The 25,057-nt window shown below is 62.9% G+C and carries 25 protein-coding genes and 1 tRNA gene; 10 read left to right on the forward strand and 16 right to left on the reverse strand.

What is annotated here, in order from left to right:
- Together BLT65_RS47625 and BLT65_RS12700 are read right to left on the reverse strand one after the other, a co-directional pair.
- Positions 1-228: hypothetical protein (locus tag BLT65_RS47625; protein WP_208545767.1), on the reverse strand; the 228-nt coding region annotated here is incomplete at its 3' end.
- The gene (locus BLT65_RS12700) at positions 194-1,105 is read right to left on the reverse strand and encodes a LysR family transcriptional regulator (protein ID WP_007745410.1); all 912 of its coding nucleotides are present in this window, start codon (positions 1,103-1,105) and stop codon (positions 194-196) included. The genes BLT65_RS12700 and BLT65_RS47625, both read right to left, overlap by 35 nt.
- 181 nt (positions 1,106-1,286) lie before the next feature.
- On the opposite strand from BLT65_RS12700, the gene gcl reads away from it, so the two are divergent.
- From gcl to BLT65_RS12715, 3 genes are all read left to right on the forward strand, one after another.
- Positions 1,287-3,062 carry a glyoxylate carboligase gene (gene gcl, locus BLT65_RS12705; RefSeq protein ID WP_042310181.1) on the forward strand — a complete coding sequence of 592 codons (1,776 nt, stop codon included), beginning with the start codon at positions 1,287-1,289 and terminating at the stop codon, positions 3,060-3,062.
- Between the two features lie 97 nt (positions 3,063-3,159).
- A complete protein-coding gene (gene hyi, locus BLT65_RS12710) occupies positions 3,160-3,960 on the forward strand; it encodes a hydroxypyruvate isomerase (RefSeq protein ID WP_091778175.1) in 801 nt (266 codons plus the stop codon).
- Positions 3,961-4,025: 65 nt separating this feature from the next.
- On the forward strand, positions 4,026-4,934 hold the full coding sequence (locus BLT65_RS12715) for a 2-hydroxy-3-oxopropionate reductase (protein ID WP_091778177.1): 909 nt from the start codon (positions 4,026-4,028) through the stop codon (positions 4,932-4,934).
- Positions 4,935-6,017: 1,083 nt separating this feature from the next.
- Here BLT65_RS12715 and BLT65_RS12720 read toward each other — a convergent pair.
- From BLT65_RS12720 to BLT65_RS12755, 8 genes are all read right to left on the reverse strand, one after another.
- Positions 6,018-6,329, reverse strand: coding sequence for a c-type cytochrome (locus BLT65_RS12720; protein ID WP_042310158.1), 312 nt, complete (start codon positions 6,327-6,329; stop codon positions 6,018-6,020).
- The gene (locus BLT65_RS12725; RefSeq protein WP_091778179.1) at positions 6,326-7,588 is read right to left on the reverse strand and encodes a PQQ-dependent sugar dehydrogenase; all 1,263 of its coding nucleotides are present in this window, start codon (positions 7,586-7,588) and stop codon (positions 6,326-6,328) included. The genes BLT65_RS12720 and BLT65_RS12725 overlap by 4 nt, the downstream gene beginning before the upstream one ends.
- A gap of 313 nt (positions 7,589-7,901) precedes the next feature.
- A complete protein-coding gene (locus tag BLT65_RS12730) occupies positions 7,902-8,963 on the reverse strand; it encodes an asparaginase (protein ID WP_091778181.1) in 1,062 nt (353 codons plus the stop codon).
- Positions 8,964-9,013: 50 nt separating this feature from the next.
- Positions 9,014-9,940 carry a CysB family HTH-type transcriptional regulator gene (locus BLT65_RS12735; protein WP_042310150.1) on the reverse strand — a complete coding sequence of 309 codons (927 nt, stop codon included), beginning with the start codon at positions 9,938-9,940 and terminating at the stop codon, positions 9,014-9,016.
- A 72-nt stretch (positions 9,941-10,012) separates the two neighbouring features.
- Positions 10,013-11,071, reverse strand: a complete 1,059-nt coding sequence (locus BLT65_RS12740) for a sulfate/molybdate ABC transporter ATP-binding protein (RefSeq protein WP_091778183.1) — start codon at positions 11,069-11,071, stop codon at positions 10,013-10,015.
- Between the two features lie 15 nt (positions 11,072-11,086).
- Positions 11,087-12,055, reverse strand: coding sequence for a sulfate ABC transporter permease subunit CysW (gene cysW / locus BLT65_RS12745; protein WP_042310146.1), 969 nt, complete (start codon positions 12,053-12,055; stop codon positions 11,087-11,089).
- Positions 12,052-12,948: a sulfate ABC transporter permease subunit CysT gene (cysT, locus tag BLT65_RS12750; protein ID WP_007587987.1), complete on the reverse strand. Its 897-nt coding sequence runs from the start codon at positions 12,946-12,948 to the stop codon at positions 12,052-12,054. The genes cysW and cysT overlap by 4 nt, the downstream gene beginning before the upstream one ends.
- A gap of 105 nt (positions 12,949-13,053) precedes the next feature.
- The gene (locus BLT65_RS12755; RefSeq protein ID WP_091778185.1) at positions 13,054-14,109 is read right to left on the reverse strand and encodes a sulfate ABC transporter substrate-binding protein; all 1,056 of its coding nucleotides are present in this window, start codon (positions 14,107-14,109) and stop codon (positions 13,054-13,056) included.
- Between the two features lie 345 nt (positions 14,110-14,454).
- On the opposite strand from BLT65_RS12755, the gene lexA reads away from it, so the two are divergent.
- The 3 genes from lexA (at position 14,455) to BLT65_RS12770 (ending at position 16,237) form a co-directional block, all read left to right on the forward strand.
- Positions 14,455-15,105 carry a transcriptional repressor LexA gene (lexA, locus tag BLT65_RS12760; protein ID WP_007587989.1) on the forward strand — a complete coding sequence of 217 codons (651 nt, stop codon included), beginning with the start codon at positions 14,455-14,457 and terminating at the stop codon, positions 15,103-15,105.
- Positions 15,106-15,132: 27 nt separating this feature from the next.
- Positions 15,133-15,477, forward strand: coding sequence for a hypothetical protein (locus BLT65_RS47190; RefSeq protein WP_091778187.1), 345 nt, complete (start codon positions 15,133-15,135; stop codon positions 15,475-15,477).
- A gap of 118 nt (positions 15,478-15,595) precedes the next feature.
- A complete protein-coding gene (locus BLT65_RS12770) occupies positions 15,596-16,237 on the forward strand; it encodes a DUF2939 domain-containing protein (RefSeq protein WP_091778189.1) in 642 nt (213 codons plus the stop codon).
- Between the two features lie 37 nt (positions 16,238-16,274).
- Here the strand turns inward: BLT65_RS12770 and BLT65_RS12775 are convergent, their stop codons facing one another.
- Entirely contained in the window at positions 16,275-16,739 is a 465-nt protein-coding gene (locus tag BLT65_RS12775; protein WP_042310137.1) for a universal stress protein, read from the reverse strand.
- 254 nt (positions 16,740-16,993) lie between these two features.
- Between BLT65_RS12775 and nodI the strand changes: the two genes are divergently transcribed.
- Entirely contained in the window at positions 16,994-17,908 is a 915-nt protein-coding gene (nodI, locus tag BLT65_RS12780; RefSeq protein WP_091778191.1) for a nodulation factor ABC transporter ATP-binding protein NodI, read from the forward strand.
- 46 nt (positions 17,909-17,954) lie between these two features.
- Entirely contained in the window at positions 17,955-18,779 is an 825-nt protein-coding gene (locus BLT65_RS12785; RefSeq protein ID WP_042310133.1) for an ABC transporter permease, read from the forward strand.
- Between the two features lie 54 nt (positions 18,780-18,833).
- On the opposite strand, the gene BLT65_RS12790 is transcribed toward BLT65_RS12785, so the two are convergent.
- From BLT65_RS12790 to BLT65_RS12800, 3 genes are all read right to left on the reverse strand, one after another.
- Positions 18,834-19,256 carry a hypothetical protein gene (locus tag BLT65_RS12790; protein ID WP_007588002.1) on the reverse strand — a complete coding sequence of 141 codons (423 nt, stop codon included), beginning with the start codon at positions 19,254-19,256 and terminating at the stop codon, positions 18,834-18,836.
- A 262-nt stretch (positions 19,257-19,518) separates the two neighbouring features.
- Complete coding sequence (locus tag BLT65_RS12795) at positions 19,519-20,577, reverse strand: permease (protein WP_091778193.1); 1,059 nt, start codon at positions 20,575-20,577, stop codon at positions 19,519-19,521.
- 265 nt (positions 20,578-20,842) lie between these two features.
- Positions 20,843-21,895 carry an NADP(H)-dependent aldo-keto reductase gene (locus BLT65_RS12800; RefSeq protein ID WP_091778195.1) on the reverse strand — a complete coding sequence of 351 codons (1,053 nt, stop codon included), beginning with the start codon at positions 21,893-21,895 and terminating at the stop codon, positions 20,843-20,845.
- A 160-nt stretch (positions 21,896-22,055) separates the two neighbouring features.
- Between BLT65_RS12800 and BLT65_RS12805 the strand changes: the two genes are divergently transcribed.
- On the forward strand, positions 22,056-23,501 hold the full coding sequence (locus BLT65_RS12805) for an MFS transporter (protein WP_091778197.1): 1,446 nt from the start codon (positions 22,056-22,058) through the stop codon (positions 23,499-23,501).
- Positions 23,502-23,531: 30 nt separating this feature from the next.
- Positions 23,532-23,744: a DUF3820 family protein gene (locus BLT65_RS12810; RefSeq protein WP_007588014.1), complete on the forward strand. Its 213-nt coding sequence runs from the start codon at positions 23,532-23,534 to the stop codon at positions 23,742-23,744.
- Positions 23,745-23,863: 119 nt separating this feature from the next.
- Here the strand turns inward: BLT65_RS12810 and BLT65_RS12815 are convergent.
- Positions 23,864-23,939 (reverse strand) — tRNA-His (locus BLT65_RS12815).
- A 92-nt stretch (positions 23,940-24,031) separates the two neighbouring features.
- Positions 24,032-25,033, reverse strand: a complete 1,002-nt coding sequence (gene dusA, locus BLT65_RS12820) for a tRNA dihydrouridine(20/20a) synthase DusA (protein WP_091778596.1) — start codon at positions 25,031-25,033, stop codon at positions 24,032-24,034.
- Between the last annotated feature and the right edge of the window lie 24 nt (positions 25,034-25,057).

Here is a 25,057-nt window from a genome sequence, read left to right on the forward strand (position 1 = left end):
TTTGCCTACTTTTCTTTGCGGCGGCAAAGAAAAGTAGGTGCCGCCCCGCACAGGGGCAACGCGTGAAGCACGAAGGCATAGCGCGGATGCCAGCGCAAAGGCAAGAACACCGAATGGCAACGCCCGCGGCGCCACAAACGCCCAACCGCAAAAAACACCAAAACCCTCCCGCCGCAAGGCAAAAAAACCCAAATCACCCCGCATTAACCCAGTAATCAGGCCGCGCATAAACCTCTTTCAGATAATCAATGAAATACCGCACTTTGGCAGGCACATACCGCTGCTGCGGATAAACAGCAAGAATGTCGTAATCAGGCAGCGCATATTCATCGAGCACGGTCTCAAGCTCGCCCCTTGCGAGTTGCTGATCGATTTCCCACGTCGAGCGCCAGCCGAGCCCGAGCCCTTCGGACACCCAGCGGTGCAGCAACTCGCCGTCGTTGCAATCGAGCGTGCCACCGACACGCACCGTCGTCAGCTTGCCATTTCGCCGGAAGTACCAGCCGCGGTTCTGCCCGCCTTGCAGATTGAACGCGAGGCAATTGTGAGCCGGCAGATCCTCGAGCGCCTTCGGCTTGCCATGCTTGCGGAAGTACTCAGGCGTCCCGCACACGACGCGCCGGTTCGTCGCCAGCTTGACGGCCACAAAGTTCGGATCGACCGCGCCACCGATGCGAATCGACAGATCGTAGCCCTCGCGCACCAGATCGACGACGCGGTCGGTCAGATTGAACGAAACCTGTAATTCGGGCTTGTCCTTCAGAAATTCGGGCGCGAGCGGCGCAACATGCTTACGCCCGAACGCGGCGGGCGCCGACACGATCAGATGCCCGTTGACCGAGCGCCGCCCCGCCATCAACTCGTTTTCCGCCTGATCCCATTCGCTGAGCAGGCCGCGGCAGCGTTCGAGAAACGCCGCGCCCTCTTCGCTGACCACCAGCCGGCGCGTCGAACGGTACATCAGCTTGACGCCCAGGCGCTTTTCGAGCGCGTCGATCCGGCGTCCGAGAATCACGGGCGACACACCCTCTTCCAGCGCCGCCGACGCCAGGCTGCCCGCGTCCGCGACGCGCACGAACGTTTCAATCTGTTTAAAGCGATCCATTTTTCGTCTCCAGGTGCTGTGGCACGGGCTTCTCGCCGCAACGCGCCCCACTGGGCGTCCCACCCGCATTCCATACTTTTTGTTTTGGAATAAGCGACCTTGAATGATCTTATCAAACCTTAGATGCAGTCTTAAAGTGTGCCTAACACCAATCCGCTTTACAGACTTCCAGGAGACATTCATGGCCAAGATGAGAGCCGTCGACGCAGCGGTGCTCGTGCTCGAAAAAGAAGGCATCGACACGGCATTCGGCGTTCCGGGCGCCGCCATCAATCCGTTCTACTCGGCCATGCGCAAGGCAGGCAACATCAGTCACGTGCTGGCGCGCCACGTCGAAGGCGCATCGCACATGGCGGAAGGCTATACGCGAGCAGCGCCGGGCAATATCGGCGTGTGTATCGGCACGTCGGGCCCCGCGGGCACCGACATGATCACGGGCCTCTATTCCGCCTCGGCCGATTCGATCCCCATTCTCGCGATCACCGGCCAGGCGCCGCGCGCGCGTCTGTACAAGGAAGACTTCCAGGCCGTCGATATCGAATCGATCGCCAAGCCCGTCACGAAGTGGGCCGTCACGGTGCGCGAACCGGCTCTCGTGCCGCGCGTGTTCCAGCAGGCGTTCCATCTGATGCGCTCGGGCCGCCCTGGTCCCGTGCTGGTCGACCTGCCCATCGACGTGCAGCTCGCCGAGATCGAGTTCGACATCGAGACTTACGAGCCGCTGCCCATCTACAAGCCCGCCGCGACGCGCAAGCAGATCGAAGCCGCGCTCACGCTGCTCAACGATTCCGCGAAGCCGCTGATCGTCTCCGGCGGCGGCGTGTTGAACGCTGCCGCTGAAGATCTGCTCGTGCAGTTCGCCGAAACGATCGGCGTGCCCGTGATCCCGACGCTGATGTCCTGGGGCGCGATTCCCGACGATCACCCGTTGATGGCGGGCATGGTCGGCCTTCAAACGTCGCACCGCTACGGCAACGCGACGATGCTCGCCTCCGACTTCGTGCTCGGCATCGGCAACCGTTGGGCGAACCGTCACACGGGCAGCGTCGAGGTGTACACGAAGGGCCGCAAGTTCGTACACGTCGATATCGAACCGACGCAGATCGGCCGCGTGTTCGGCCCGGATCTCGGCATCGTGTCCGACGCGAAGCTCGCGCTCGAACTGTTCGTCGAAGTTGCGAAGGAATGGAAGGCTGCGGGCAAGCTGAAGGACCGCGGCGCATGGGTCGAGGAATGCCAGGAACGCAAGCGCACGCTGCAACGCAAGACGCACTTCGAGAACGTGCCGATCAAGCCGCAGCGCGTGTACGAAGAGATGAACAAGGTGTTCGGCCGCGATACGTGCTACGTGAGCACGATCGGCCTGTCGCAGATCGCCGCCGCGCAGTTCCTGCACGTGTTCAAGGCGCGCAACTGGATCAACTGCGGCCAGGCGGGCCCGCTCGGCTGGACGATTCCGGCAGCGCTGGGCGTGCGTGCCGCTGATCCGCAGCGCCCCATCGTCGCGCTGTCGGGCGACTACGACTTCCAGTTCATGATCGAAGAACTGGCCGTGGGCGCGCAATTCAAGCTGCCGTACGTGCATGTGGTCGTGAACAACTCGTATCTGGGCCTGATCCGCCAGGCGCAGCGCGCGTTCGACATGGACTTCTGCGTGCAGCTCGCGTTCGACAACATCAACGCGCCGGAACTCGAAGGCTACGGCGTCGATCACGTCGCGGTTGCAGAAGGTCTCGGCTGCAAGGCGATCCGCGTGTTCAAGCCGGAAGAGATCAAGCCGGCGCTCGAAAAAGCGCAGTCGATGCTCTCCGAGTACAACGTGCCCGTAATCGTCGAAGTGATTCTCGAGCGTGTGACGAACATTTCGATGGGCGCCGAGATCGACGCGATCAACGAGTTCGAGGATCTCGCCGTGACGCGCGCCGATGCGCCGAGCGCGGTCAGCCTGCTCGACTGATTGCCGTACCCGCCTCATCCGGGCGGACGCGTTTCCAGTGAAACGCATCCGCCCGCGCCGTGCTGTTCAATTTGACCGACCAGAGAGAAAAAGCAACATGCCGAAATTTGCCGCGAATCTCACGATGCTGTTCAACGAACTCCCGTTCCTCGACCGCTTTGCAGCGGCCGCCGACGCGGGCTTTGACGCCGTCGAATTTCTGTTCCCGTACCCGTATCAGATCGCCGAGTTGTCCGAGCGGCTCGCGCAGAACAAGCTGAAGCTCGTGCTGCACAACCTGCCCGCCGGCAACTGGGAAGCGGGCGAACGCGGGATCGCTTCGCTGCCGGATCGCGTCGGCGAGTTTCAGGAAGGCGTGGGCCGCGCGATCGAGTACGCGAAGGCGCTGAAGGTGCCGCAACTGAACTGCCTCGTCGGCATTCCGAAGGGCGTCGATGCCGACAAGGCGCGCGCGACGATCGTCGATAACCTGCGTTTCGCCGCTGCAGCGTTGAAGAACGAAGGCATCCGGCTGCTCGTCGAGCCGTGCAACTCGTACGACATTCCGGGCTTCGCGTTGAACCGTTCGTCGGAAGGACTCGACGTGATTCAGGCCGTCGGCTCCGACAACCTGTTCCTGCAATACGACATCTATCACATGCAACGGATGGAAGGCGAACTCGCCGCGACGATCAAGAAGAACTTCGCGCAGATCGCCCACATCCAGCTCGCCGACAACCCGGGCCGCAACGAACCGGGCACGGGCGAAATCAATTATCCGTTCCTGTTCGATCTGCTCGATTCGCTCGGCTATCAGGGCTACGTCGGCTGCGAGTACAAGCCGCGTACGACGACGGCGGAAGGCCTCGGCTGGCTGGAGAGCGTCGCGGGCGTGAAGCGCGCTCATGCCTCCGCCTGATATCGGCGCCTGATTGCAACGACACACGAGCACATTTCGAACCTTATTTACTGGAGACTCATTCAATGGCAAAGATCGGTTTCATCGGCCTCGGCATCATGGGCGCGCACATGGCGCGCAATCTCATCAAGGGCGGCCATACGCTGTTCGTCAATGGCGCGTACCCGGTGCCGGAAGATCTCGCCAAAACGACCACGTCGGTCGCTGATTCGACGGCTGTTGCGCAGGCGGCCGACATCGTCGTGATCATGGTGCCCGACACACCCGACGTCGCGAACGTGCTGTTCGCCGATGACGGCGTGGCGAAGGGCCTGACGAAGGGCAAGCTCGTGATCGACATGAGCTCGATCTCGCCGCTCGACACGCAGGCGTTCGCGAAGAAGATCAACGAACTGGGTTGCGACTACCTCGACGCGCCCGTCTCCGGCGGCGAAATCGGCGCACGCGATGCGACGCTGACGATCATGGTCGGTGGTCCGCAAAAGTCATTCGATCTGGCCAAGCCGCTGTTCGACCTGATGGGCAAGAACATCTCGCTGATCGGCGACAACGGCGCGGGACAGACCTGCAAGGTGGCGAACCAGATCATCGTCGCGCTGAACATCGAAGCGGTCGCGGAAGCGCTGTTGTTCGCGGCGCGTTCGGGCGCCGATCCGGAGCGCGTGCGCAAGGCGTTGATGGGTGGCTTCGCGTCGTCGCGGATTCTCGAAGTGCATGGCGAGCGCATGACGAAGCGCACGTTCAATCCGGGCTTCCGGATCGAGCTGCACCAAAAGGACCTGAACCTCGCGCTCGATGGCGCGCGCAAGCTTGGCATCGCATTGCCGCATACGGCCAGTGCCCAGCAACTGTTCAGCGTGTGCGCGGCGAACGGCGGCAAGGCATGGGATCACTCGGCGATGGTTCGCGCGCTCGAAATCATGGCGAATTTTGAAGTCGCGCAGGCGCCTTCTGCCGATCAGAAAGCGGCTTGAGCGAGCCTGTAGCGCTTTAATGCAATGACGGCTGCCGTGTGCGAATCACGGTGGCGCACAAGTGGGGCGCCTGGTCCGGCGCGCGGCACGCATCGGATTGGGCAAATCATGTCGCTCTGGGCTGAGAGCGGCAAGTGGGGTCCGCAGCGGCACCCGGCGATGACGGGGAAGCCTTGGTCGGTCAGACGTCATCGTCGGGTGTCCTGCTGTGGTTTGGTTTTTTTGTCTGCGACGCGTTGGTGTGGTGTGCCTGTTTTTGCGCTGGCATATGCGTTGCGGTGTTTGTCATTCACGCGTTGCACCTGTGCATTTGCCTTTTCGCTGGCATCCGCGCTTTGTTAGCGTGCTTCAAGCGTTGCCCCTGTGCGGGGCGGCACCTACTTTTCTTTGCCGCCGCAAAGAAAAGTAGGCAAAAGAAAGCGGCTAACACCGCCAACATTTCTTCCTGCCTGAGGGACCCCAACCGGTCCCTCACTTCACACGGCAACTTCTCGATTCATGTTCGTTGCCAACGCTCTAATCCAGCGCATCACCCACTTCACACCCCCGCGTTACAGCACGCCGTGCCAGATATTCCTCCGCCGCCCAGGTGGCAAACTGTGTGTAGGCAGTAGTGCCACACACGCCACACTTCGGACCGATAGCGCACGCTCCATCCTGTAAGAGCGCTACCTTATACGAAGCGACAACCTACACACAGTTTGCCACCTGGGCGGCACATACCATTCGCTGCCGCTTGCCCGAGTACGGGTATTCGAAGCGGGTGAGACGTTCATTCGAAGCGTTAGCAACGCACGTGAACAAGGGTGTTGCCGTGTGAAGCGTAAGACCGGTTGGGGTCCCTCAGGCAAACACAAGAACTGGCGGTGTTAGCCGCTTTCTTTTGCCTACTTTTCTTTGCGGCGGCAAAGAAAAGTAGGTGCCGCCCCGCACAGGGGCGACGCTTGAGGCACGAAGGCATAACGCGGATGCCGGCGCAAAGGCAAACACACCGCGCCGGAGCTCGCGCAGCAAACACCGTAACCCGGATGCCAGCGCAAAAACAGGCACACCACACCAGCACGTCGAAGACAAACAAAAACCTCACCGAAGGCTATGATAAAAAGCCGCCAGATTGGCAATATCATCATCGGAAAGAGGCTTCGCGACCAACGACATCATGTCATTCTGCCGCGCTCCCGACTTGAAGTCCTTCAGCGCCTTAATCAGATAGTCCTCATTCTGCCCAGCCAGATTTGGCGCCTCAGGAATCTTGGCGATGCCATCCATCCCATGACACGCCTGGCACTGCACGGCCTTGGCACGCCCCTTGGCGACATCGGCTGCATTCGCCGCGCAGGCGAACCCTGCAACAACGAACGCAACCACTAGAGGTACCCCAAAAAAGCCCTTCATTTCGCGTACGAAATCCGATAAATCGCGCCAGCGTAATCATCCGACACGAGCAACGACCCATCCTGCAACTGCTGCACATCGACAGGACGTCCCATGTACTCACCGTTCGGCGTCAACCAACCTTCCGCGAAAACCTCGGTTTCCCCGACCGAGCCATCATCCTTGACAGGCGTGTACATAATGCGCGCACCAATCGGCTTCGTCCGATTCCACGACCCATGCTCCGCATCAAAAATGCCGCCCTGATACTTCTCCGGAAACATCTTGCCGGTATAGAACGTCATGCCAAGATCCGCCGCGTGCGCAGCGTACTCGACCATCGGGAACACCACGCCCGCAGGCGGCGTCTGGTCCTTGTATTCCTCCGTGCGCACATGCCCGCCGCCATACCATGGGAACCCGAAGTTCGCGCCCGCCTTCGTCGCGTGATTCAGTTCGCCAGGCGGGATGTCATCGCCCATGCCGTCCACCTGGTTGTCGGTGAACCACAGCGACTTGTCCTTCGGATTGAAATCGAGGCCCACCGAGTTACGCACCCCATGTGCATACACTTCGCGATTCTTGCCGTTCTGGTCCAGGCGGATGATGCCCGCGAGTCCGTTCTTGTCGAGCTCGGCGAGCTTGTCCTTGGGCGGTACGTTCCACGGCTGGCCGAGCGCGATGTACAGCTTCTTGTCAGGTCCGACGCGGCAATAACGCGCGCCATGGTTGAAGCTTTCAAACTGCGGCGGAATCAGCTTGCCCTGCGGTACGACCACAGCGGCGGCCACGTCCGGCCCGCCCTCGCCGAAGAACTGCGCGGCGGGGAACGCCAGCACGCGGTTCTGCTCGACGATGTACAGCACGCCATCCGGCGAGAAGCACACGCCATTGGGCACCTTGAACGTAACGGAACTCGCGAACTGCACGACGTCGTCGGCGACGCGCCGCTTGGTCCGGTCCGTCACCTGCCACACACGATCCTTGCGCGTGCCGACGAACACCACGCCCGTCGACGGCTCGATCGTCATCGCGCGGGCCTCGGGCACGATCGCATACAGTTCGATCTTGAAGCCGGGCGGCAGCTTGATCGCCTTCAGGTTCTCGCGCAGCGCGTCGGCGCGCGCGCCCGTCTGCGGCACAGTTTCGGCTGGTTTCGTGTTGCCCGTGGTCTTGAAGTTCGACAGCGTCTGCACGTTGTCCTGCGCGGCGTAAGCGGCAGGCAGGATCGCGAATGCTGCGCCGATGGCGAGCGGCAAGAGCTTCAGGGATGCGTTCATCGGTATGTCTCCTGTCATTTTGATGCGGTTTGTTGGACCTGCAACGACCGGTACGGGAAAGACATGAACGTAATGGATGCAGCGTGTGATGGCACCGCAAGCCGTTGCGAGTGCAACGGAACCCGTTTGCGATGCCATCTGAAAGCTTGCCGTGCGCCGGGCTATTGACTGTTATAGACGATGTTCAGTCAAACGTCTGAACGAATGCCTGCCACGCGGCATCCGCGAAGCAGGCTTCCAGACGAGGGAATGTGAGCGAGCGACGCGTTATATCCGCGAGGAACGATCGCGTCGTCTTGTGATGCGGAAGGAATCAGAACGTATCGAAGATTTGCTGCAACGCAACCGGTGTCGTAAGGCCCGCCGCGAGCGCGAGCATCAGCAGCACGCGCGCCTTGTACGGATTGAGCGCGCCTGCCGTGACAAAGCCGAGCGCATCGTCGGCGGCTGCACCATTGCGCATCACGTGACCCGAGCCGACACGCGACGACCGCACGATCGCGACGCCCTTGGCCGCGGCCTCGACGAGCGCCGTCTGCACTGTCGAGTGAATCGAGCCGTTGCCCGTACCCGCGACGACGATACCCTTCACGCTCGCTGAAACAAGCGCATCGACGGCCACGCGCGACACGCCCGCATAGCTCGTCACGACTTCGACCAACGGCCATGCCGCGCTGTTCGAATCGATCACGAACGGTGTCGCGCCCGTATGCGGCCGCACGACGCTGCGCTGAAACTCGACGCGCCCGTCCTGCACCCAGCCGAGCGCGCCGATTTCGGGTGACTGAAACGCATCGACGGCATACGTGCTCGTCTTTACGACGTCGCGTGCGCTGTGAATGCGGTTGTTGAACGCGACCAGCACGCCCTGCCCTCGGGCTTTGGCGTTGCCCGCGACGATCACGGCGTTGAGCAGATTCAGCGGGCCATCGGCCGACAGTGCCGACGACGGCCGCATCGCCGCCGTCAGCACGACAGGCTTGTCGCTCTTGACGCTCAGATGCAGCAGATAGGCGGTTTCTTCGAGCGTATCGGTGCCATGCGTGACGACCACGCCGTCGACTTCATCGGAGGCCAGCAGCGTATTGATGCGCTGCGCGAGCGTGCTCCACAACGCGAGCGCCATGTCCTTGCTGTCGACGCTCGCGACCTGTTCGGCCTGCACGTTCGCAACAGCAGCCAGCGACGGCACGGCGGCAAGCAATTGCCCGACGCCGACGACGCCCGCCTGATAACCCGAAGTATTGGTCGCGTCAGGCGCGGCGCCCGCGATTGTGCCGCCCGTCGCAAGCACGGCGATGCGCGGCAGCGCGCGCGTTGCAGAAGTAGAGGTATTCATGGCGGCGATTGTAAGCGATGCGCACGCCGCCGCCATCGATGAAAACGCGAGCCTCTAGATGAAGCTCGCGCGCAAAACACCCGTTATCAGGCCGCTTCGCGCAACTGACTCGCGATATCCGCTTCATGCAGTTGCGGCGCGAACATCTCGATCAGCCGGTACGCATAGGCACGCAGGAACGCGCCCTTGCGCAAGCCGATGCGCGTCGTGCTCGCTTCGAACAGATGCTGCGTGTCGAGCGCGACGAGTTCGGTATCGCGCTTCGGATCGAACGCCATCGCCGCGACGATGCCGATGCCCATGCCAAGTTCGACGTAGGTCTTGATCACGTCGGCGTCGATGGCCGTCAGCACGACGTCGGGCAGCGCGCCCACCTTCGCGAATGCCTGGTCGATGTGCGAGCGGCCCGTGAAATCCTGGTCGTACGTGACGATCGGGTATTCGGCGATCTCTTCCAGCGTGATGTTCTCGCGGCCCACCAGCGGATGCCCCTTCGGCACGACGACCACGTGATGCCATGAATAGCACGGGAACGTAACGATGTCGGGATATCGGTCGAGCGCTTCCGTCGAAATGCCGATGTCGGCCTCGCCGTTGATGATCATCTGCGCTATCTGCTGCGGGTTGCCCTGGCGAAGCGCGAGATGCACCTTCGGAAAAACCGAAGTGAACTGGCGCACCACCTTCGGCAGCGCGTATCGCGCCTGCGTGTGCGTCGTCGCGACGACGAGGTGACCATTGTCCTGATCCGCATACTGGCGCGCGACTCGGCGCAGATTCTCCGCGTCGAGCAGCATGCGTTCGATCAGCTGATGCACCGCCTTGCCCGGCTCCGTCAGCCCGGTCAGTCGCTTGCCGCGTCGAATGAAAATATCGACGCCAAGCTCATCTTCGAGATCCTTGATCTGCTTCGAGACGCCCGACTGCGACGTGTACAGCACGTTCGCGACTTCCGTCAGGTTCATGTTCTGCCGCACGGCTTCGCGCACGAAGCGCAACTGCTGGAAATTCATATCGATGTCTCCGGTTCGGCCAGAGTAGGTTTGTTGTTCAATGCCTGGGTTGAAATGCGCTCGGCGCGCCGTTCAATGTGCAGGGAATACACGCAACGCGCGCGGCACGGCCGTCACGCCGTCGCCGACAGCAAGCTGCAACTCGCGCCATGCTTCGCGATCCAGTTCCGCTTCGAGCACGTGACCTGCGCGCCCTTCGAGCTCGACACGCACCGAGCCACCCAGCGTCACCACGCGCCGCACGCCGACGACGATGCCGTCGCGATGCCCCGAAGCCTGCGGATACAGCACGAGATCGTGCGGACGCACATAAGCGAACGCCGCTCCCTGGAAGTTCGCTTCGATTGCGATCGGCTGCGCAGCGCCATCGACGACGAAACCCTTGCCGTCGACGCTGCCATGCAGCCGGTTCGCCGCGCCGAGAAACTCGTAGACGAACGAGGTCTGCGGATGATCGTAGACGTCTTGCGGGCTGCCCACCTGCTCGACGTGCCCGTGGTTCAGCACGACGATACGGTCCGCGACTTCTAGCGCTTCTTCCTGGTCATGCGTGACGAAGATCGTCGAGATATGCAGGTCGTCGTGCAGACGGCGCAGCCAGCTGCGCAGTTCCTTGCGCACTTTCGCGTCCAGCGCGCCGAACGGTTCGTCGAGCAGCAGCACTTTCGGCTCGACGGCCAGCGCGCGCGCCAGTGCGATACGTTGCCGCTGACCGCCCGACAGTTCCGACGGATAGCGCTGCGCGAGCCAGTCGAGTTGCACGAGCTTCAGCAGTTCATGCACTTTCTCACGGATCACGGCTTCGGACGGGCGCTCCTTGCGCGGCTTCACGCGCAGCCCGAACGCGACGTTCTCGAACACCGTCATGTGACGGAACAGCGCGTAATGCTGGAACACGAAGCCGACGTTGCGCTCGCGCGCGCCCACTTCCGCGACATCCTGGCCTTGCAGCACGACCTGGCCCGCGTCCGCGTATTCGAGGCCCGCGATTACGCGCAGCAAGGTGGTCTTGCCACAGCCCGAAGGTCCAAGCAGCGCGACGAGTTCGCCCGGCGGAAAATCGAGCGAGACGTTGTCGAGCGCGGTGAAATCGCCAAAGCGCTTTTGCAGATTGCGTACGGTGATGCCCATCTTTGACAACTCTCCTTACTGGACCGATTGTGCGGCGGTATTCGTCGACGGCGTGGCCGGCTTGCTCACGGGACCGGCATGCGCGGGCACGTCGCGCGCGCTCGCCAGTTCTGCCGACATGTGACGCTCGGCGAGCAGCTTCAGGCCGAGCGTGACGAGCGCAAGCAACGCGAGCAGCGACGCCACGGCGAAGGCCGCCGAAAAGTTATATTCGTTGTAGAGAATCTCGACGTGCAGCGGCATCGTGTCCGTCTGGCCGCGAATGTGGCCCGACACCACCGACACCGCGCCGAACTCGCCCATCGCGCGCGCGTTACACAGGATCACGCCATACAGCAGACCCCATTTCACGTTCGGCAGCGTGACGCGCCGGAAGATCTGCCAGCCCGACGCGCCGAGCACGTGCGCAGCCTCTTCCTCGTCGTTGCCTTGCGCCTGCATCAGCGGAATCAGCTCGCGCGCGACGAACGGGAACGTGACGAAGATTGTCGCGAGCACGATGCCCGGCACCGCGAAGATGATCTGCACGTTGTGATCGGCGAGCCACGGTCCGAACCAGCCTTGCGCGCCGAACATCAGCACGTAGATCAGGCCGGAGATCACGGGCGACACCGAGAACGGCAGATCGATCAGCGTCGTCAGCAGCGCCTTGCCGCGGAACTCGAACTTCGCGATACACCACGATGCCGCGAGGCCGAATACGAGGTTGAGCGGCACGGCGATCGCTGCCGTCAAGAGCGTCAGCTTGATCGCCGACACCGCATCGGGATCCGCGAGCGACTCGAAGTAGTACGCAACGCCCTTGCTGAACGCCTGATAGAACACGGCAACGAGGGGCAGCGCGAGAAACAGCGCGAGAAACAGCAGCGCGATGCCCGTCAGAATCCAGCGCACGACGCGCGGCTCCGTTACCGGATCGGGACGGCGCACAGTGTTGGCGTTGCCCGCGCCCGAGCTGGACAGCACTACGGAATCCTGGCTCATTGCGCACCTCCCGTCAGTGCAGCCGACGACACAACCGGCACGGTAGGCGCCGTGCGGCCGCGGGTCGTGCGCCGCTGCAGATACCACTGGAGTGTGTTGATCAGCAGCAGCATCAGGAACGACACCACCAGCATCACGACAGCCAGCGCCGTTGCGCCCGCGTAATCGTATTGCTCGAGCTTCGTGATGATCAGCAGCGACGTGATCTCCGACTTCATCGGCACGTTGCCCGCGATGAAGATCACCGAGCCGTATTCGCCCAACGCGCGCGCGAACGCCAACGCAAAACCCGTCAGCAACGCGGGAAACACAGAAGGAAACACGACGCGCCGGAACGTCAGCCAGCGCGACGCACCCAGGCACGCAGCCGCCTCTTCCTGCTCGCGCTCGAACTCTTCGAGCACGGGCTGCACGGTCCGCACGACGAACGGCAAGCCGATGAAGGTCAGCGCAACCAGCACGCCCGCCGGTGTGAACGCGATCTTGATGCCGAGCGGTTCGAGAAACTGGCCGACCCAGCCATTACCCGAATAAATCGCCGCGAGCGAGATGCCCGCCACCGATGTGGGCAGCGCAAACGGCAGATCGACGACGGCGTCGATGATGCGCTTGAACGGAAACTTGTAGCGCACCAGCACCCACGCGACCAGAAAGCCGAACACCGCGTTGATCAGCGCGCCGCCGAGCGCCGAGAAGAACGTCAGCCGGTACGACGCGAGCACGCGCGGCGACGTAACGGCGCGCACGAACTGGCTCCAGTCGAGCGTGGCCGTCTTGAGAAAAGTGGCCGCGAGGGGTATCAACACCACGAGGCTCAGATACGCCAGCGTGATGCCGAGCGTCAGGCCGAAGCCGGGTATCGCGCTCGGCTTGCGAAAGGTCAACGTCGTCATGCGAAAGCTCTTTCAGGTTTTATGCGTTGCAACGCGTGCCGTCGCACCATTGCCGAAAGCGCGCCCGAGGGCGCGCCTTTGTTCAAACATTGCCGCTTCGTGGTTTCACTGCGGCTGGTAAATCGAATCGAACACGCCGCCATCGGCAAAGTGCGTCTTCTGCGCGTTCGTCCAGCCGCCGAACGAGTCGTCGACCGTGTACAGCTTCAGCTTCGGAAACTTCTCGGTGAGCGTGGCCGGCACCTTGTTCGAACGCGGACGGTAGAAGTTCTTCGCGGCGATTTCCTGGCCTTCCTCGCTGTAGAGAAAGTTCAGATACGCGTCGGCGAGCTTGCGCGAGCCGTGCTTGTCGACCACCTTGTCCACCACGGCGACAGGCGGCTCGGCCAGAATGCTCGCCGACGGCACCACGATCTCGAACTTGTCGGTGCCGAATTCCTTCACCGACAGGAACGCTTCGTTTTCCCATGCGATCAGCACGTCGCCGATACCACGCTGCACGAAGCTCGTCGTCGCGCCGCGCGCGCCGGAGTCGAGCACGCCCGCGTTCTTATACAGCTTCGACACGAATTCCTTGGCCTTCTGGTCGCTGCCGCCCGGCAGATGCGACGCGTACGCCCATGCCGCCAGATAGTTCCACCGTGCGCCGCCCGAGGTCTTCGGGTTCGGCGTCACGATCGACACGCCCGGCTTCACCAGATCGTCCCAGTCCTTGATGTGCTTCGGGTTGCCCTTGCGCACGAGGAACACGATCGTCGACGTGTACGGCGATGCGTTGTCGGGCAGACGTTTCTGCCAGTCCTTGTTGATGAGGCCCTTGTTAGCGAGCGCGTCGATGTCATAAGCGAGCGCGAGCGTCACGACATCGGCCTGCAGGCCGTCGAGCACCGAACGCGCCTGCGCGCCCGAGCCGCCGTGCGACTGCTTGAAGGTGACCGTCTCGCCCGTCTTCGCCTTCCATTCCTTGCCGAAGGCCTGATTGACGTCCTGATACAGCTCGCGGGTCGGATCGTAGGAAACATTCAGCAGCGTGGTGTCCGCATGCGCCTGCGCGATCATCCCGACCGCCGACGCCGCGCCCAGCGCGAGCGCTGCGACCAACCGCTTCGCGCTGCCGCGCTTTGCCTTTGCTCCTGCCAACCCCGTGATCCGAATACCCATCGACCTTCTCCGTCTTGTTAGTGTGATTGCCTGTTTTCCGCTGATTGCCGCGATTCGCTGCTGCGCAAGCGGCAAGCGCCTCTGCCGCTGCGTGGGCGTTGCTGCTGCATCAATGGAGGCCAGTCTATCCGGGCGGCTTCATCATTAAAAATAATGTTTCTTCATTTTTTAATACGCAATAGTGGTAAAGGAATGGTTTGCGTCCGCGAGCGCGTCCGTAGCGCCGTTTCAGCGTCGCCTTTCGACGTTCACACGACACCCGCCGCGACGAACTTAAAGTAAAGCTTGAAATGCGCCGAATACTGTATAAAAATACAGTCACCTGTCTATCCATACAGTGGCGCCATGACCAAACTCACCGCACGTCAGCAGCAGGTTTTCGAATTGATCCGCCGCGCTATCGAGCGCACGGGCTTCCCGCCCACGCGGGCCGAGATCGCGGCCGAACTGGGCTTCAGCTCGGCGAACTCGGCGGAAGAACACCTGAGGGCGCTGGCGCGCAAAGGCGTGATCGAACTGGCGGCGGGCGCGTCGCGCGGCATCCGCCTGCTCGCGGGCCAGGACGACTCCCCGCATCAGTTCACGCTGCCGCACGCGAGCATCATGCAGTTGTCGCTGCCGCTCGTCGGCCGCGTGGCAGCCGGTAGCCCGATCCTCGCGCAAGAACATATCTCGCAGACTTACACGTGCGACCCGTCGCTGTTCTCCAGCAAGCCCGACTACCTGCTGAAGGTGCGCGGCCTGTCCATGCGCGACGCGGGCATCTTCGACGGCGACCTGCTCGCCGTGCAGAAAAAGAGCGAAGCGAAAGACGGCCAGATCATCATCGCGCGTCTGGGTGACGACGTGACCGTGAAGCGTCTGAAGCGCCGGCCCAACGGCATCGAGCTGATTGCCGAGAACCCCGATTACGAAAACATTTTTGTTCAGGCCGGCAGTGCGGAGTTCGCGCTGGAAGGCATCGCGGTCGGGCTGATCCGGCCGACGGAATTCTAATTAGCTGAACACTGTCTGGAGAGACTCATGGAACGCCTTGCCCGCTTGCTGCCCTTTCGCCAGTTCGGTCGTCTGCGCCATCTGCGCGAGCTCGTCCCTTGTGGTTCGCTGACGGCGCTTGCGTCGAACGTCACGGGTCGCACGGCATCGCTGTTCGATGAAGAACCTCAACCGCTGCCGTCCGCGCAACCGGCGTTCGCGCGCGTGTCGCTGAACTCGGGTCTCAACGCGGAACCGGCGCGGCGCGCGCCCGTGCGGGTCTATCACGGGTCGTCGCGACTCATCATGGTCGGCACGGTGGACGCCGTGTGCAACATGATCGATCGCGCGATTGCCGAGCAAGGCGATCAACTGACGCAGCAGGCAGCGTGAGCGCGCCACGTGCGCCTGATATCGGAGCTGTGAAACGCTTGCTTGCAAACTTGTGGGATCGTTTCGGTGCCGATCGGGTCCACACCTGATCGATATTGAAAACGGAGCGTTCCGCACAATGGCAGGTTTGGTAAGGATGAAAGGCCGGGTTGGCCGGCCACTTCTGATCGCGTTGATCGTGATCGTCGTCGTGGCTGCGCTGGGTTACGCGTACGCATCGCCGTATATCGCGCTCGACCGGCTCAAACGCGCCGCCGATTCCCGCGATGTGGAAACGGTCAACGAATACGTCGATTACCCGGCGCTGCGCGACAGCCTCAAGCTACAGGTCACGGGATTGCTGACGCGCCGGCTCGACGTGCAGCACAACGGCAATCCGCTTGCCGCCATCGGCGCGATGATCGGCGTTGCATTGATTGGTCCGCTCGTCGATGCCTATGCGACGCCGGATGGTGTCGCCGCATTGCTCAACGGCATTCCGCCGCGCGGCGAACCGGGCGAGCGCCCGCCTCCTCCGCCCGCTGCTCGAGCGGACAATCCGGCGCCCAACTCGCCACCAACGCCTGCGCCCGCATCTAGCCAGGCTAACGCCAATAGCAACACGCCGCCGCAGCCGCCGCAAACCACGGCGGGATATCGCGGTGTCAATGAGTTCGTTGTGAGCTATCAGCACGGTGTCGGCGACACGCGCTATGCGGCGATCTTTCGTAGGCAGGGGCTTTTCACGTGGAAGCTGTCAGCCGTCGATCTGAACGGCTGACGCTTCTTCACAACACGTGCGCCAGATGGCGGCTGCCTCACGCAGCCGCCTGCTCCTCTTCAGCCGCCGACGAGCACGCGACCAGAATGCTGCACGACACGCGGTCCAGCAGCGGCGTATTGCCCGCGCCCATCCACCAGCGCGACAGTCCCGTGCGGCAGCGATGCCCGACCACCACCAGATCGACGTGCAACTCGGTCGCTAGCGACGCAATTTCGTCGATGGGATGACCAAACGCGAAATGCCCCGTCGCCTTCACGCCACGTTCCGTGAGCCAGTCGACGCCTTCCTGGAGAATCTCACGCGCGGTCTTTTCGAAGCTGCCGCATGCGACGTCCGTCAGCAGGCCTGCGCTTTGCGCAATGCTCGAACGCATGTCGACGACCGACAGCAAATGCGTCTCCGCGCCCAGATCGAGCGCCAGATTCGCGCCGCAACGCAATGCCTTGCGGCCTTCACGCGAGCCGTCGTAGCACAGCAGAATCTTGTTGTAGCTCGCCATTTTGCTTCCCCCATGCCCGCGACTATCGCGGTCTCATCTGAATCATGGTGCGCCGCAATTCCACATGCAAGGGATGGAAAACGCTAAGTGCGGTGGCCCGCGCAGTGCGCCATGACGCGGTGCAAGATCGTGCATACGATCCGCCAGCGACGCGCATCCATGCGCCAAACGCGGCACGCACGATGCCCTAAAATAGGCAGCCGTCTCGCGCTTTGCACCGGCCACGCACCTATTCAGGGAGCATCCGTCTTCGTATGACTGAAGCTGCAATCGAATTTCATCAGGTCGAGAAGCGCTACGGCGAGAAAACTGTCGTCGACGGCTTGTCGTTTCATGTGCGCAAGGGCGAATGTTTCGGGCTGCTCGGTCCCAATGGCGCGGGCAAGACCACGACGCTGCGCATGCTGCTCGGCATTGCGGCACCCGATGCAGGCAGCATCCGTCTGTGCGGCGAACCGATTCCAGTGCGCTCGCGCTTCGCGCGGGCGCGCGTCGGCGTCGTGCCGCAGTTCGACAATCTCGATCCTGATTTCACGGTCCGCGAAAACCTGCTCGTGTTCGGCCGCTACTTCGGCCTGTCCGCCGCGCAGTGTCGCGCGATGGTGCCGACGCTGCTCGAATTCGCACGCCTCGAAAGCAAGGCGGATGCGCGCGTCGGCGAGCTGTCGGGCGGGATGAAGCGGCGGCTCACGCTCGCGCGCGCGCTCATCAACGACCCTGACGTGCTCATCATGGACGAGCCGACCACAGGCCTCGATCCGCAGGCACGCCATCTGATCTGGGAGCGGCTGCGCTCGCTGCTCGCGCGCGGCAAGACGATTCTGCTGACCACGCACTTCATGGAAGAAGCCGAGCGTCTGTGTCACCGGCTGTGCGTAATCGAGGAAGGACGCAAGATCGCGGAAGGCGCGCCGAATGAATTGATCGCTTCGGAAATAGGCTGCGACGTGATCGAAGTGTATGGCCCCGATCCCGCAACGCTGCGCGACGAACTGGCGCCGCTGTCGGTGCGCACCGAGATCAGCGGCGAGACGCTCTTCTGTTATGTCGACGATCCGCAACCCGTTCACGCGCGGCTGAAGCAGCGCGCGGGGTTGCGCTACCTGCACCGGCCGGCGAATCTCGAAGACGTGTTTCTGCGTCTGACGGGCCGCGAAATGCAAGACTGACGGGCACACAACCATTCGCCACCGACATCCAAGGCGCACCGAACACATGGACTTACGCACCTACGACACCCCCGAGCACGCCGCGTCACGCGAGCGGTTCGCCGCGTTGCCCGCGAACGCCGTCAACTGGATTGCCGTCTGGCGGCGCAACTATCTGGTGTGGCGCAAGCTCGCGCTCGCGTCGATGTTCGGCAATCTCGCCGATCCGATGATCTATCTGTTCGGGCTCGGCTTCGGCCTCGGGCTGATGGTCGGACATGTCGACGGCGTCTCGTACATCTCGTTCCTCGCCGCGGGCACGGTGGCGTCGAGCGTGATGATGTCGGCGAGTTTCGAGTCGATGTATTCGGGCTTTTCGCGGATGCACGTACAGCGCACCTGGGAGGCGATCATGCACACGCCGCTCACGCTCGGCGACATCGTCCTCGGCGAAGTCGTGTGGGCGGGCAGCAAGGCTGTGCTGTCGGGCGCCGCCATCATGGTCGTGGCGGGCGCGCTCGGCTATGCGAGCTTTCCGTCGATGCTCATCGCGCTGCCCGTCATCGTGCTGGCGGGGCTTGCGTTTGCGAGCACCGCGATGATCGTGACGGCGCTCGCGCCCTCGTACGATTTCTTCATGTTCTATCAGACGCTGGTGCTCACGCCGATGCTGCTGCTCTCGGGCGTGTTCTTTCCGCTGTCCCAATTGCCACCCGCCGCGCAGTTCGCCGCGCAACTGCTGCCGCTCGCCCACACCGTCGACCTGATCCGTCCGGCGCTGCTCGACCGCCCGATGAACGACGCAGCGCTCCACGTGGCCGTGCTAGCCGCGTACGTGGTGGTGCCGTTCTGCATATCGGCGGTGCTGTTCCGCCGCCGCATGATGCGCTGAGGGCGCCGCGCGCAGGTTCATGCGCGGCGGCGCCCTCAAGCTGATTCAATCAGATCACTCTTCGTCATCCGACCACGGCACGTCGACGTCGGAGATGAACTCGACCGTCGCGAACGGCCCGCCTTCCTGGCGGCCGATCTTGCCGTCCGCGCGATGCCACTCGACGCGGAACATCGTGCCCGGATCGTCGGAGCGCAAACGGATCGTGCGCAACTCTTCCGGGTCGGCTTCCTCGACGGGGCCATCGAGCGAAACGAGCAGCGCCTGCGGCCACATGCCGTCGACGGGATCATAAATGCGGTCGCCATCGGGAATCGACGTATGCGCTTCGACGCCGATCGTCGCCGATGCGTCGATGATCATCTTGCCCAATGCGCGCAGCACGGCTGTGGCGCGTGCCGAGTTGGCCTGACGGATAGCGAGATCCCCGCGGGTCAGCGCCTGCTCGAGTTTCGGATTGGTCTTTTGTTGGGCCATGCGATGTCCTGAATTTAACTGGTTGGCGCTTGCACGCCGTTTTGTGCAGCTGAATGATTCGTCCTGCCTTGCGCCGCGTTGGCGGCATGAACGGCCGCCATCGTAGCATTTGCATCCGTCCGACTGCGTCTTGCAGTGCAACAAGGCCACACCCATGCCACCCAGCGCTGCATGCCGATCGCGCGCTTGCCTCCCCAGTTTAGGACGAGATTCGCCGCTGCGACGCCGCGTTTTATTACGGTCGCTTGTTACGGGCGCTTGCTCAGAAGCCGAGTGCCACGGCCAGCAGCCCGGCCAGCACGCCAAACGCGACCACACCAACGGCGACGACAGTCAGCACGCGCGGCCGGAACGAGCGTGCGAGCATCACGAGCGACGGCACGCTGATGGGCGGCAGCGTCATCAGCAGCGCGCCCGCCGGGCCGACGCCCATGCCGAGCGACAGCATCGCCTGAACGATGGGCACCTCGCCCGCCGTCGGGATCACGAACAGCATGCCCGCGACGGCCAGCGCGACGATCCATACGATGTCGTTGCCGATCTCCGGCCCGACTTGCGGAAAGAGCCACGCGCGCGCCGCGCCGAGCAGCAGGACCAGCACGATGTATTCCGGCACGAGGCGCACGGCCATCCGCGCGAAGATCGACAGCCAGCGCGCGAACGGATTGCCGTCACGCTGCTCGCCGACCAGTTCGACGAGGTGCGCGTCGGCCGCTTGCGCTTCCGCGGGTGTCACGAGCCGGTTCGCCAGATAGCCGAGGCCGAACACCATCGCGATGCCGAGCACGAGCCGCAGCCCGGCCCAGTGCCAGCCGAGCACGAAGCCCATGAACACGAGCGTCGCGGGATTGAGGACCGAGTTGCCGAGCCAGAACGCGATCGCGCCGCCCGGCGAAGCCTGCCGCGCCCGCAGTCCGGCGACGACGGGCGCCGCGCAGCACGTACACATCATTCCCGGCAGCGCAAGCAGGCCGCCCGCCGCGACACTGCCGAAGCCCGTCTTGCCGAGCAGCCGCGCGACCCAGTGCGCGGGTAGCAGGGCCTGCACCGCCGAGCCGAGCAGCAGGCCGAGCACCATCGCCTGCCAGATCGCCTTGCCGTACGCGAGCGCGTAGGCCAGCGCCGCGCTCCACGACGGCGCGGGCGGGCTCGACGCCTTGCCCATCAGGATCGACGCGCCGATCGAATGCGTCGATGCCGCCGTGAACGCGCGGTTGTAATACGGAAACCATTTGACGTAGAAAAGTCCCGCGATAGCGAGCAGCACGAAAATCGGCCAGGTCGGGGCGGCGGACGAAGAGGTGGGACGCGTGGCGTTCATCGTCGTGAGGGTCGGTCGTTGTGTTGTTGACTACGTTGCCGTTCGTGCGGCACGCACGGGTTCGCGCGCCGGCTGGGCTGCCGCATCGGCACGCGGCAACGGCCACTCTACACGGATCGAACGGGATCGTAAAAAGTGGGGGCGAAAGCGGCGCGACGGGTGACTTGTACCCGCGCCTGCGTGCTATTGAACGTGGCGTTAGGTGCGTTCGTACACTTGCCGCCAGAGCGCCGCGACATAGGCGTCGCGGCGCGCGGCGTGCCGCTCAGGGCGCGGGGTTCGGCTGCAGTTCGTGCAGCGCGTCGATTTCCGCAAGCGCTTCCGGCGACAGCTTCACATTGGCGCTCGCGATATTCTCTTTCAGCTGATCGAGCGACGTCGCGCCGATCAGATTGCTCGTCAGGAAAGGCCGACTGTTGACGAACGCGAGCGCGAACTGCGCGGGCGACAGGCCGTGGCGCTTCGCCAGCTCGACGTAATGCGTCGTTGCCTGCACGGCTTGCGGCTTGCTGTAGCGCTGGAAGCGCTCGAACAGCGTGATGCGCGCGCCCGCCGGACGCGCGCCGCCTTCATACTTGCCCGACAGCCAGCCGAACGCGAGCGGCGAATACGCGAGCAGCCCGACATGCTCGCGATGTGAGAACTCCGACAGCCCCGCTTCGAACGTGCGGTTCAGCAGGCTATACGGATTCTGGATCGACACGATGCGCGGCAAGCCGAGCTTCTCCGACGCGCGCAGAAATTGCGCGACGCCCCAAGGCGTTTCGTTCGACACGCCGATATGACGCACCTTCCCTTCCTTCACGAACTCCGCGAGCACGCTGAGCGTCTCTTCGATGGGCACCGTGTACGCATCGTCGATCCACGGATACGCCGGGCGGCCGAACGTCATCGTGCTGCGATCGGGCCAGTGCAACTGGTACAGATCGACGTAGTCCGTTTGCAGACGCTTGAGACTGTCGTTCAGCGCCTCGGTGAGATTCTTGCGGTCGTACTGGTTGCCCTCGCCGCGAATGTGACGCGGGTTGTGCGGCTGACGCGCGGGACCCGCGATCTTCGTCGCGAGCACGATCTTGTCGCGCATACTGCGATGCTGCGCCATCCATGTGCCGATGTAGCGTTCCGTCAAGCCCTGCGTCTCCGGGCGCGGCGGCACCGGGTACATCTCGGCGGCATCGATCAGCGTGACGCCCTGGTCGAGCGCGTAATCGATCTGTTCATGCGCGTCGCGCTCCGTGTTCTGCTCGCCCCACGTCATCGTGCCGAGACCGATCAGGCTGACCTTCACATCCGTATCGCCGAGTCTGCGGTATTCCATCGCCTGGTTCCTGTTCGTGTTCTTGCGGGTGATAAATCGGTAAAACGCGAAATTACCATGTCCGCGCAAACCGCGTGCGTGGCTAGAATAGCGGCTGGCCGCGCCGGCACATGACCAGGCGGATGGCCGGTTTCGATGCGCTTACAACGTTCGGAGAATCATGTCGATGTCAGATGCGCCGTCCACGTCATCCGTCCCGTCGCACGGACGGCAGTCGCTGATCGTGACGCTCGTGGCCGCGGCGTTTTTCATGGAGAACCTCGACGGCACGATCATCGCCACCGCGCTGCCGCAGATGGCGCAGTCGTTCAACGTGCATGCCGTCGATCTCTCCATCGGCATCACGTCGTATCTGCTGACGCTCGCCGTCTTCATCCCGATCAGCGGCTGGGCCGCCGACCGCTTCGGCGTACGCAACGTGTTCACGGCGGCGCTCGCGGTGTTCACGGCGTCGTCGGTTGTATGTGGGATGACGAACGGGCTCGTCGAGTTCACGGCGGCGCGCATCGTGCAGGGTATCGGCGGCGCGATGATGGTGCCCGTCGGGCGCCTCGCCGTGCTGCGCGCGACGCCCAAGGACGGCCTGATGCGCGCGATCTCGATCATCACGTGGCCCGGGCTCGTCGCGCCCGTGCTAGGACCGCCGCTGGGCGGCTTCATCACGACGTACTCGTCGTGGCGCTGGATCTTCTATCTGAATGTGCCGCTTGGCATTCTCGGCATCGTGCTCGCGTGGCGCTTCATCAGCGCGGAAGGCGAATCGCAGAAGCGTCCGTTCGACGGTATCGGCTTCGCGCTGTGCGGCATCGCGGGCACGGCCATCATGTATGCGATGGAACTGCTCGGCCGCTCGGGTGCGCCGTGGCGCGAAGCGCTCGCGTTCCTCGCGGGTGGCGTCGCTGCGGGCATCGGTGCCCTCTTTCATCTGCGCCGCAGCGCGCATCCTGTGGTCGATCTGTCGGCGTTTCGCGTGAAGACGTTTGCTGTCGCGATGGGTGGCGGCTCGCTGTTTCGCGTGTCGATCAGCGCTGTGCCGTTTCTGCTGCCGCTGATGTTCCAGCTCGGCTTCGGCATGAACGCGTTCCATTCGGGGCTGCTGACGCTCATCGTGTTCGCCGGCAATCTGTCGATGAAGCTCGTGACGACGCCCGTGATGCGGCGCTTCGGCTTTCGTCCCGTATTGCTCGTGAATGGCGCACTCGCGGCGATCAGCATTGCGGCGATGAGCCTGCTGACGGCTTCGACGCCGCTCGTGCCGATGGCCATCGTGTTGTTTGCTAGCGGGTTGTCGCGCTCGTTGCAGTTCACTGCGGTGAATACACTCGCGTTCGCCGATGTGCCGAAGCCGCAGATGAGCGGTGCATCGACGTTATCGAGCACACTCTCGCAAATGACAATGGGCATGGGCGTCGCGCTCGGCGCGATTGCGCTGCGGGTTGCAGCATGGTTGCATGGGCACGAAGCGCAGTCGGTGACGCCCGCCGATTTCAGCATTGCTTTCCTGCTGGTGGCGGCTGTCGGGCTAGTGGCGATCGTCGATGTGTTCGGGCTCGAACGTGATGCGGGCGCGCATGTGAGCGGGCATCATCGGCGGAAACGGGTTTGAGATGCCCGGCGCTGAACAGGTGGACTTGAAATGAATGTCGAACAGTTTGAATTGCTCGTGACGCGTACGATGCCTTACGGCAAATACAAAGGCCGTGTGATCGCCGATCTGCCGGGACACTATCTGAACTGGTTTGCGCGCGAAGGATTTCCGCCTGGTGAGATCGGCAGGCTGCTCGCGTTGATGCATGAGATCGATCACAACGGCTTGAAGGAGTTGCTGAAGCCGTTGCGGAAGGGGTGAATCTGCGGTTGGCCTGATGCGCGCGCGTTCGATTCTTTGAACGACAGCGCGTTGCATCCTCTCGGACGCCAAAACAAAAACGGCATTGCGATTTCTCGCAATGCCGTTTTTGAATTCTCTGGGGTGGCTGATGGGACTCGAACCCACGACGACAGGAATCACAATCCTGGACTCTACCAACTGAGCTACAGCCACCACTGCACTACATCTTCGTCACCTGCCGCAGAGCGGTGCTCAGCAACGAAGAAGCGAGATTATACAAACACGAACCGTATTTGCAAAGCCCTTTATTCAAAGATTTCGCTGGGTTCGCGCAAATGCTGTCGCGCTTCGTCGAAAATCGCGAGATCGCGCGCCTGGAGCTTCTTGCTGTCCGACAGCACGCGCCGCCATCCACGCGCACCCGCCACGCCGCGATACAGCCCCAGCGCATGACGCACGATCGCGCCCGGATACGTGCCGCGGGCGATTTCGGCGCGGCAGTACTCGATCAGCTTCGCCTCCGCTTCTTCGCGGGTCGGCGCGGCATCCTTCGAGCCGTAGAAACGCGCGTCGACATCGGCGAGCACATACGGGTTGTGATACGCCTCACGGCCCAGCATCACACCGTCGACGTGCTGCAAGTGTGCTTCGACTTCGTCGAGGGTTTTGATCCCGCCGTTGATGATGATCTCGAGCTGCGGAAAGTCGCGCTTCAATCGATACGCGTAGTCGTACTTGAGCGGGGGAATCTCGCGGTTCTCTTTCGGGCTGAGGCCTTTGAGGATCGCATTGCGCGCATGCACGATGAAGACCTCGCAACCGGCCTCGGCAATCGTGCCGACGAAGTCGCGCACGAATGCATAGTCTTCGACGTCATCGACGCCGATCCGGTGCTTCACCGTCACGGGCACCGACACCACATCGCGCATCGCCTTCACGCAATCGGCGACAAGTTGCGGCTCGTTCATCAGACACGCACCGAATGCGCCGCGCTGCACACGCTCCGACGGGCAGCCGCAATTCAGATTGATCTCGTCGTAGCCCCACTGCTCTCCGAGTTTCGCCGAGCGCGCGAGATCATCCGGCTCGCTGCCGCCGAGTTGCAGCGCGACAGGCGCTTCGTCGGCGGTAAACGCAAGGTGGCGTTCGACGTCGCCGTGAATCAGCGCGCCCGTCGTCACCATCTCCGTATACAACCAGGTGTGCCGCGACAGCGTGCGGTGAAACGAGCGACAGTGGCGATCAGTCCAGTCCATCATGGGCGCCACGGATACTCGGCGGGGACTGGAAACAGGCTTCGAAGACATGAGGCGGCAGACCAGAAAGAAAAA

The organism is Paraburkholderia steynii (assembly GCF_900100565.1).
In the GTDB taxonomy this organism is placed as follows: domain Bacteria; phylum Pseudomonadota; class Gammaproteobacteria; order Burkholderiales; family Burkholderiaceae; genus Paraburkholderia; species Paraburkholderia terrae.

What these genes read in the sequence shown, in the direction of transcription:
- BLT65_RS12700 (WP_007745410.1), bottom strand. Translation starts at nt 1,105, where the DNA reads ATGGATCGCTTTAAACAGATTGAAACGTTCGTGCGCGTCGCGGACGCG.
- gcl (WP_042310181.1), top strand. Translation starts at nt 1,287, where the DNA reads ATGGCCAAGATGAGAGCCGTCGACGCAGCGGTGCTCGTGCTCGAAAAA.
- hyi (WP_091778175.1), top strand. Translation starts at nt 3,160, where the DNA reads ATGCCGAAATTTGCCGCGAATCTCACGATGCTGTTCAACGAACTCCCG.
- BLT65_RS12715 (WP_091778177.1), top strand. Translation starts at nt 4,026, where the DNA reads ATGGCAAAGATCGGTTTCATCGGCCTCGGCATCATGGGCGCGCACATG.
- BLT65_RS12720 (WP_042310158.1), bottom strand. Translation starts at nt 6,329, where the DNA reads ATGAAGGGCTTTTTTGGGGTACCTCTAGTGGTTGCGTTCGTTGTTGCA.
- BLT65_RS12725 (WP_091778179.1), bottom strand. Translation starts at nt 7,588, where the DNA reads ATGAACGCATCCCTGAAGCTCTTGCCGCTCGCCATCGGCGCAGCATTC.
- BLT65_RS12730 (WP_091778181.1), bottom strand. Translation starts at nt 8,963, where the DNA reads ATGGCGGCGGCGTGCGCATCGCTTACAATCGCCGCCATGAATACCTCT.
- BLT65_RS12735 (WP_042310150.1), bottom strand. Translation starts at nt 9,940, where the DNA reads ATGAATTTCCAGCAGTTGCGCTTCGTGCGCGAAGCCGTGCGGCAGAAC.
- BLT65_RS12740 (WP_091778183.1), bottom strand. Translation starts at nt 11,071, where the DNA reads ATGGGCATCACCGTACGCAATCTGCAAAAGCGCTTTGGCGATTTCACC.
- cysW (WP_042310146.1), bottom strand. Translation starts at nt 12,055, where the DNA reads ATGAGCCAGGATTCCGTAGTGCTGTCCAGCTCGGGCGCGGGCAACGCC.
- cysT (WP_007587987.1), bottom strand. Translation starts at nt 12,948, where the DNA reads ATGACGACGTTGACCTTTCGCAAGCCGAGCGCGATACCCGGCTTCGGC.
- BLT65_RS12755 (WP_091778185.1), bottom strand. Translation starts at nt 14,109, where the DNA reads ATGGGTATTCGGATCACGGGGTTGGCAGGAGCAAAGGCAAAGCGCGGC.
- lexA (WP_007587989.1), top strand. Translation starts at nt 14,455, where the DNA reads ATGACCAAACTCACCGCACGTCAGCAGCAGGTTTTCGAATTGATCCGC.
- BLT65_RS47190 (WP_091778187.1), top strand. Translation starts at nt 15,133, where the DNA reads ATGGAACGCCTTGCCCGCTTGCTGCCCTTTCGCCAGTTCGGTCGTCTG.
- BLT65_RS12770 (WP_091778189.1), top strand. Translation starts at nt 15,596, where the DNA reads ATGGCAGGTTTGGTAAGGATGAAAGGCCGGGTTGGCCGGCCACTTCTG.
- BLT65_RS12775 (WP_042310137.1), bottom strand. Translation starts at nt 16,739, where the DNA reads ATGGCGAGCTACAACAAGATTCTGCTGTGCTACGACGGCTCGCGTGAA.
- nodI (WP_091778191.1), top strand. Translation starts at nt 16,994, where the DNA reads ATGACTGAAGCTGCAATCGAATTTCATCAGGTCGAGAAGCGCTACGGC.
- BLT65_RS12785 (WP_042310133.1), top strand. Translation starts at nt 17,955, where the DNA reads ATGGACTTACGCACCTACGACACCCCCGAGCACGCCGCGTCACGCGAG.
- BLT65_RS12790 (WP_007588002.1), bottom strand. Translation starts at nt 19,256, where the DNA reads ATGGCCCAACAAAAGACCAATCCGAAACTCGAGCAGGCGCTGACCCGC.
- BLT65_RS12795 (WP_091778193.1), bottom strand. Translation starts at nt 20,577, where the DNA reads ATGAACGCCACGCGTCCCACCTCTTCGTCCGCCGCCCCGACCTGGCCG.
- BLT65_RS12800 (WP_091778195.1), bottom strand. Translation starts at nt 21,895, where the DNA reads ATGGAATACCGCAGACTCGGCGATACGGATGTGAAGGTCAGCCTGATC.
- BLT65_RS12805 (WP_091778197.1), top strand. Translation starts at nt 22,056, where the DNA reads ATGTCGATGTCAGATGCGCCGTCCACGTCATCCGTCCCGTCGCACGGA.
- BLT65_RS12810 (WP_007588014.1), top strand. Translation starts at nt 23,532, where the DNA reads ATGAATGTCGAACAGTTTGAATTGCTCGTGACGCGTACGATGCCTTAC.
- dusA (WP_091778596.1), bottom strand. Translation starts at nt 25,033, where the DNA reads ATGTCTTCGAAGCCTGTTTCCAGTCCCCGCCGAGTATCCGTGGCGCCC.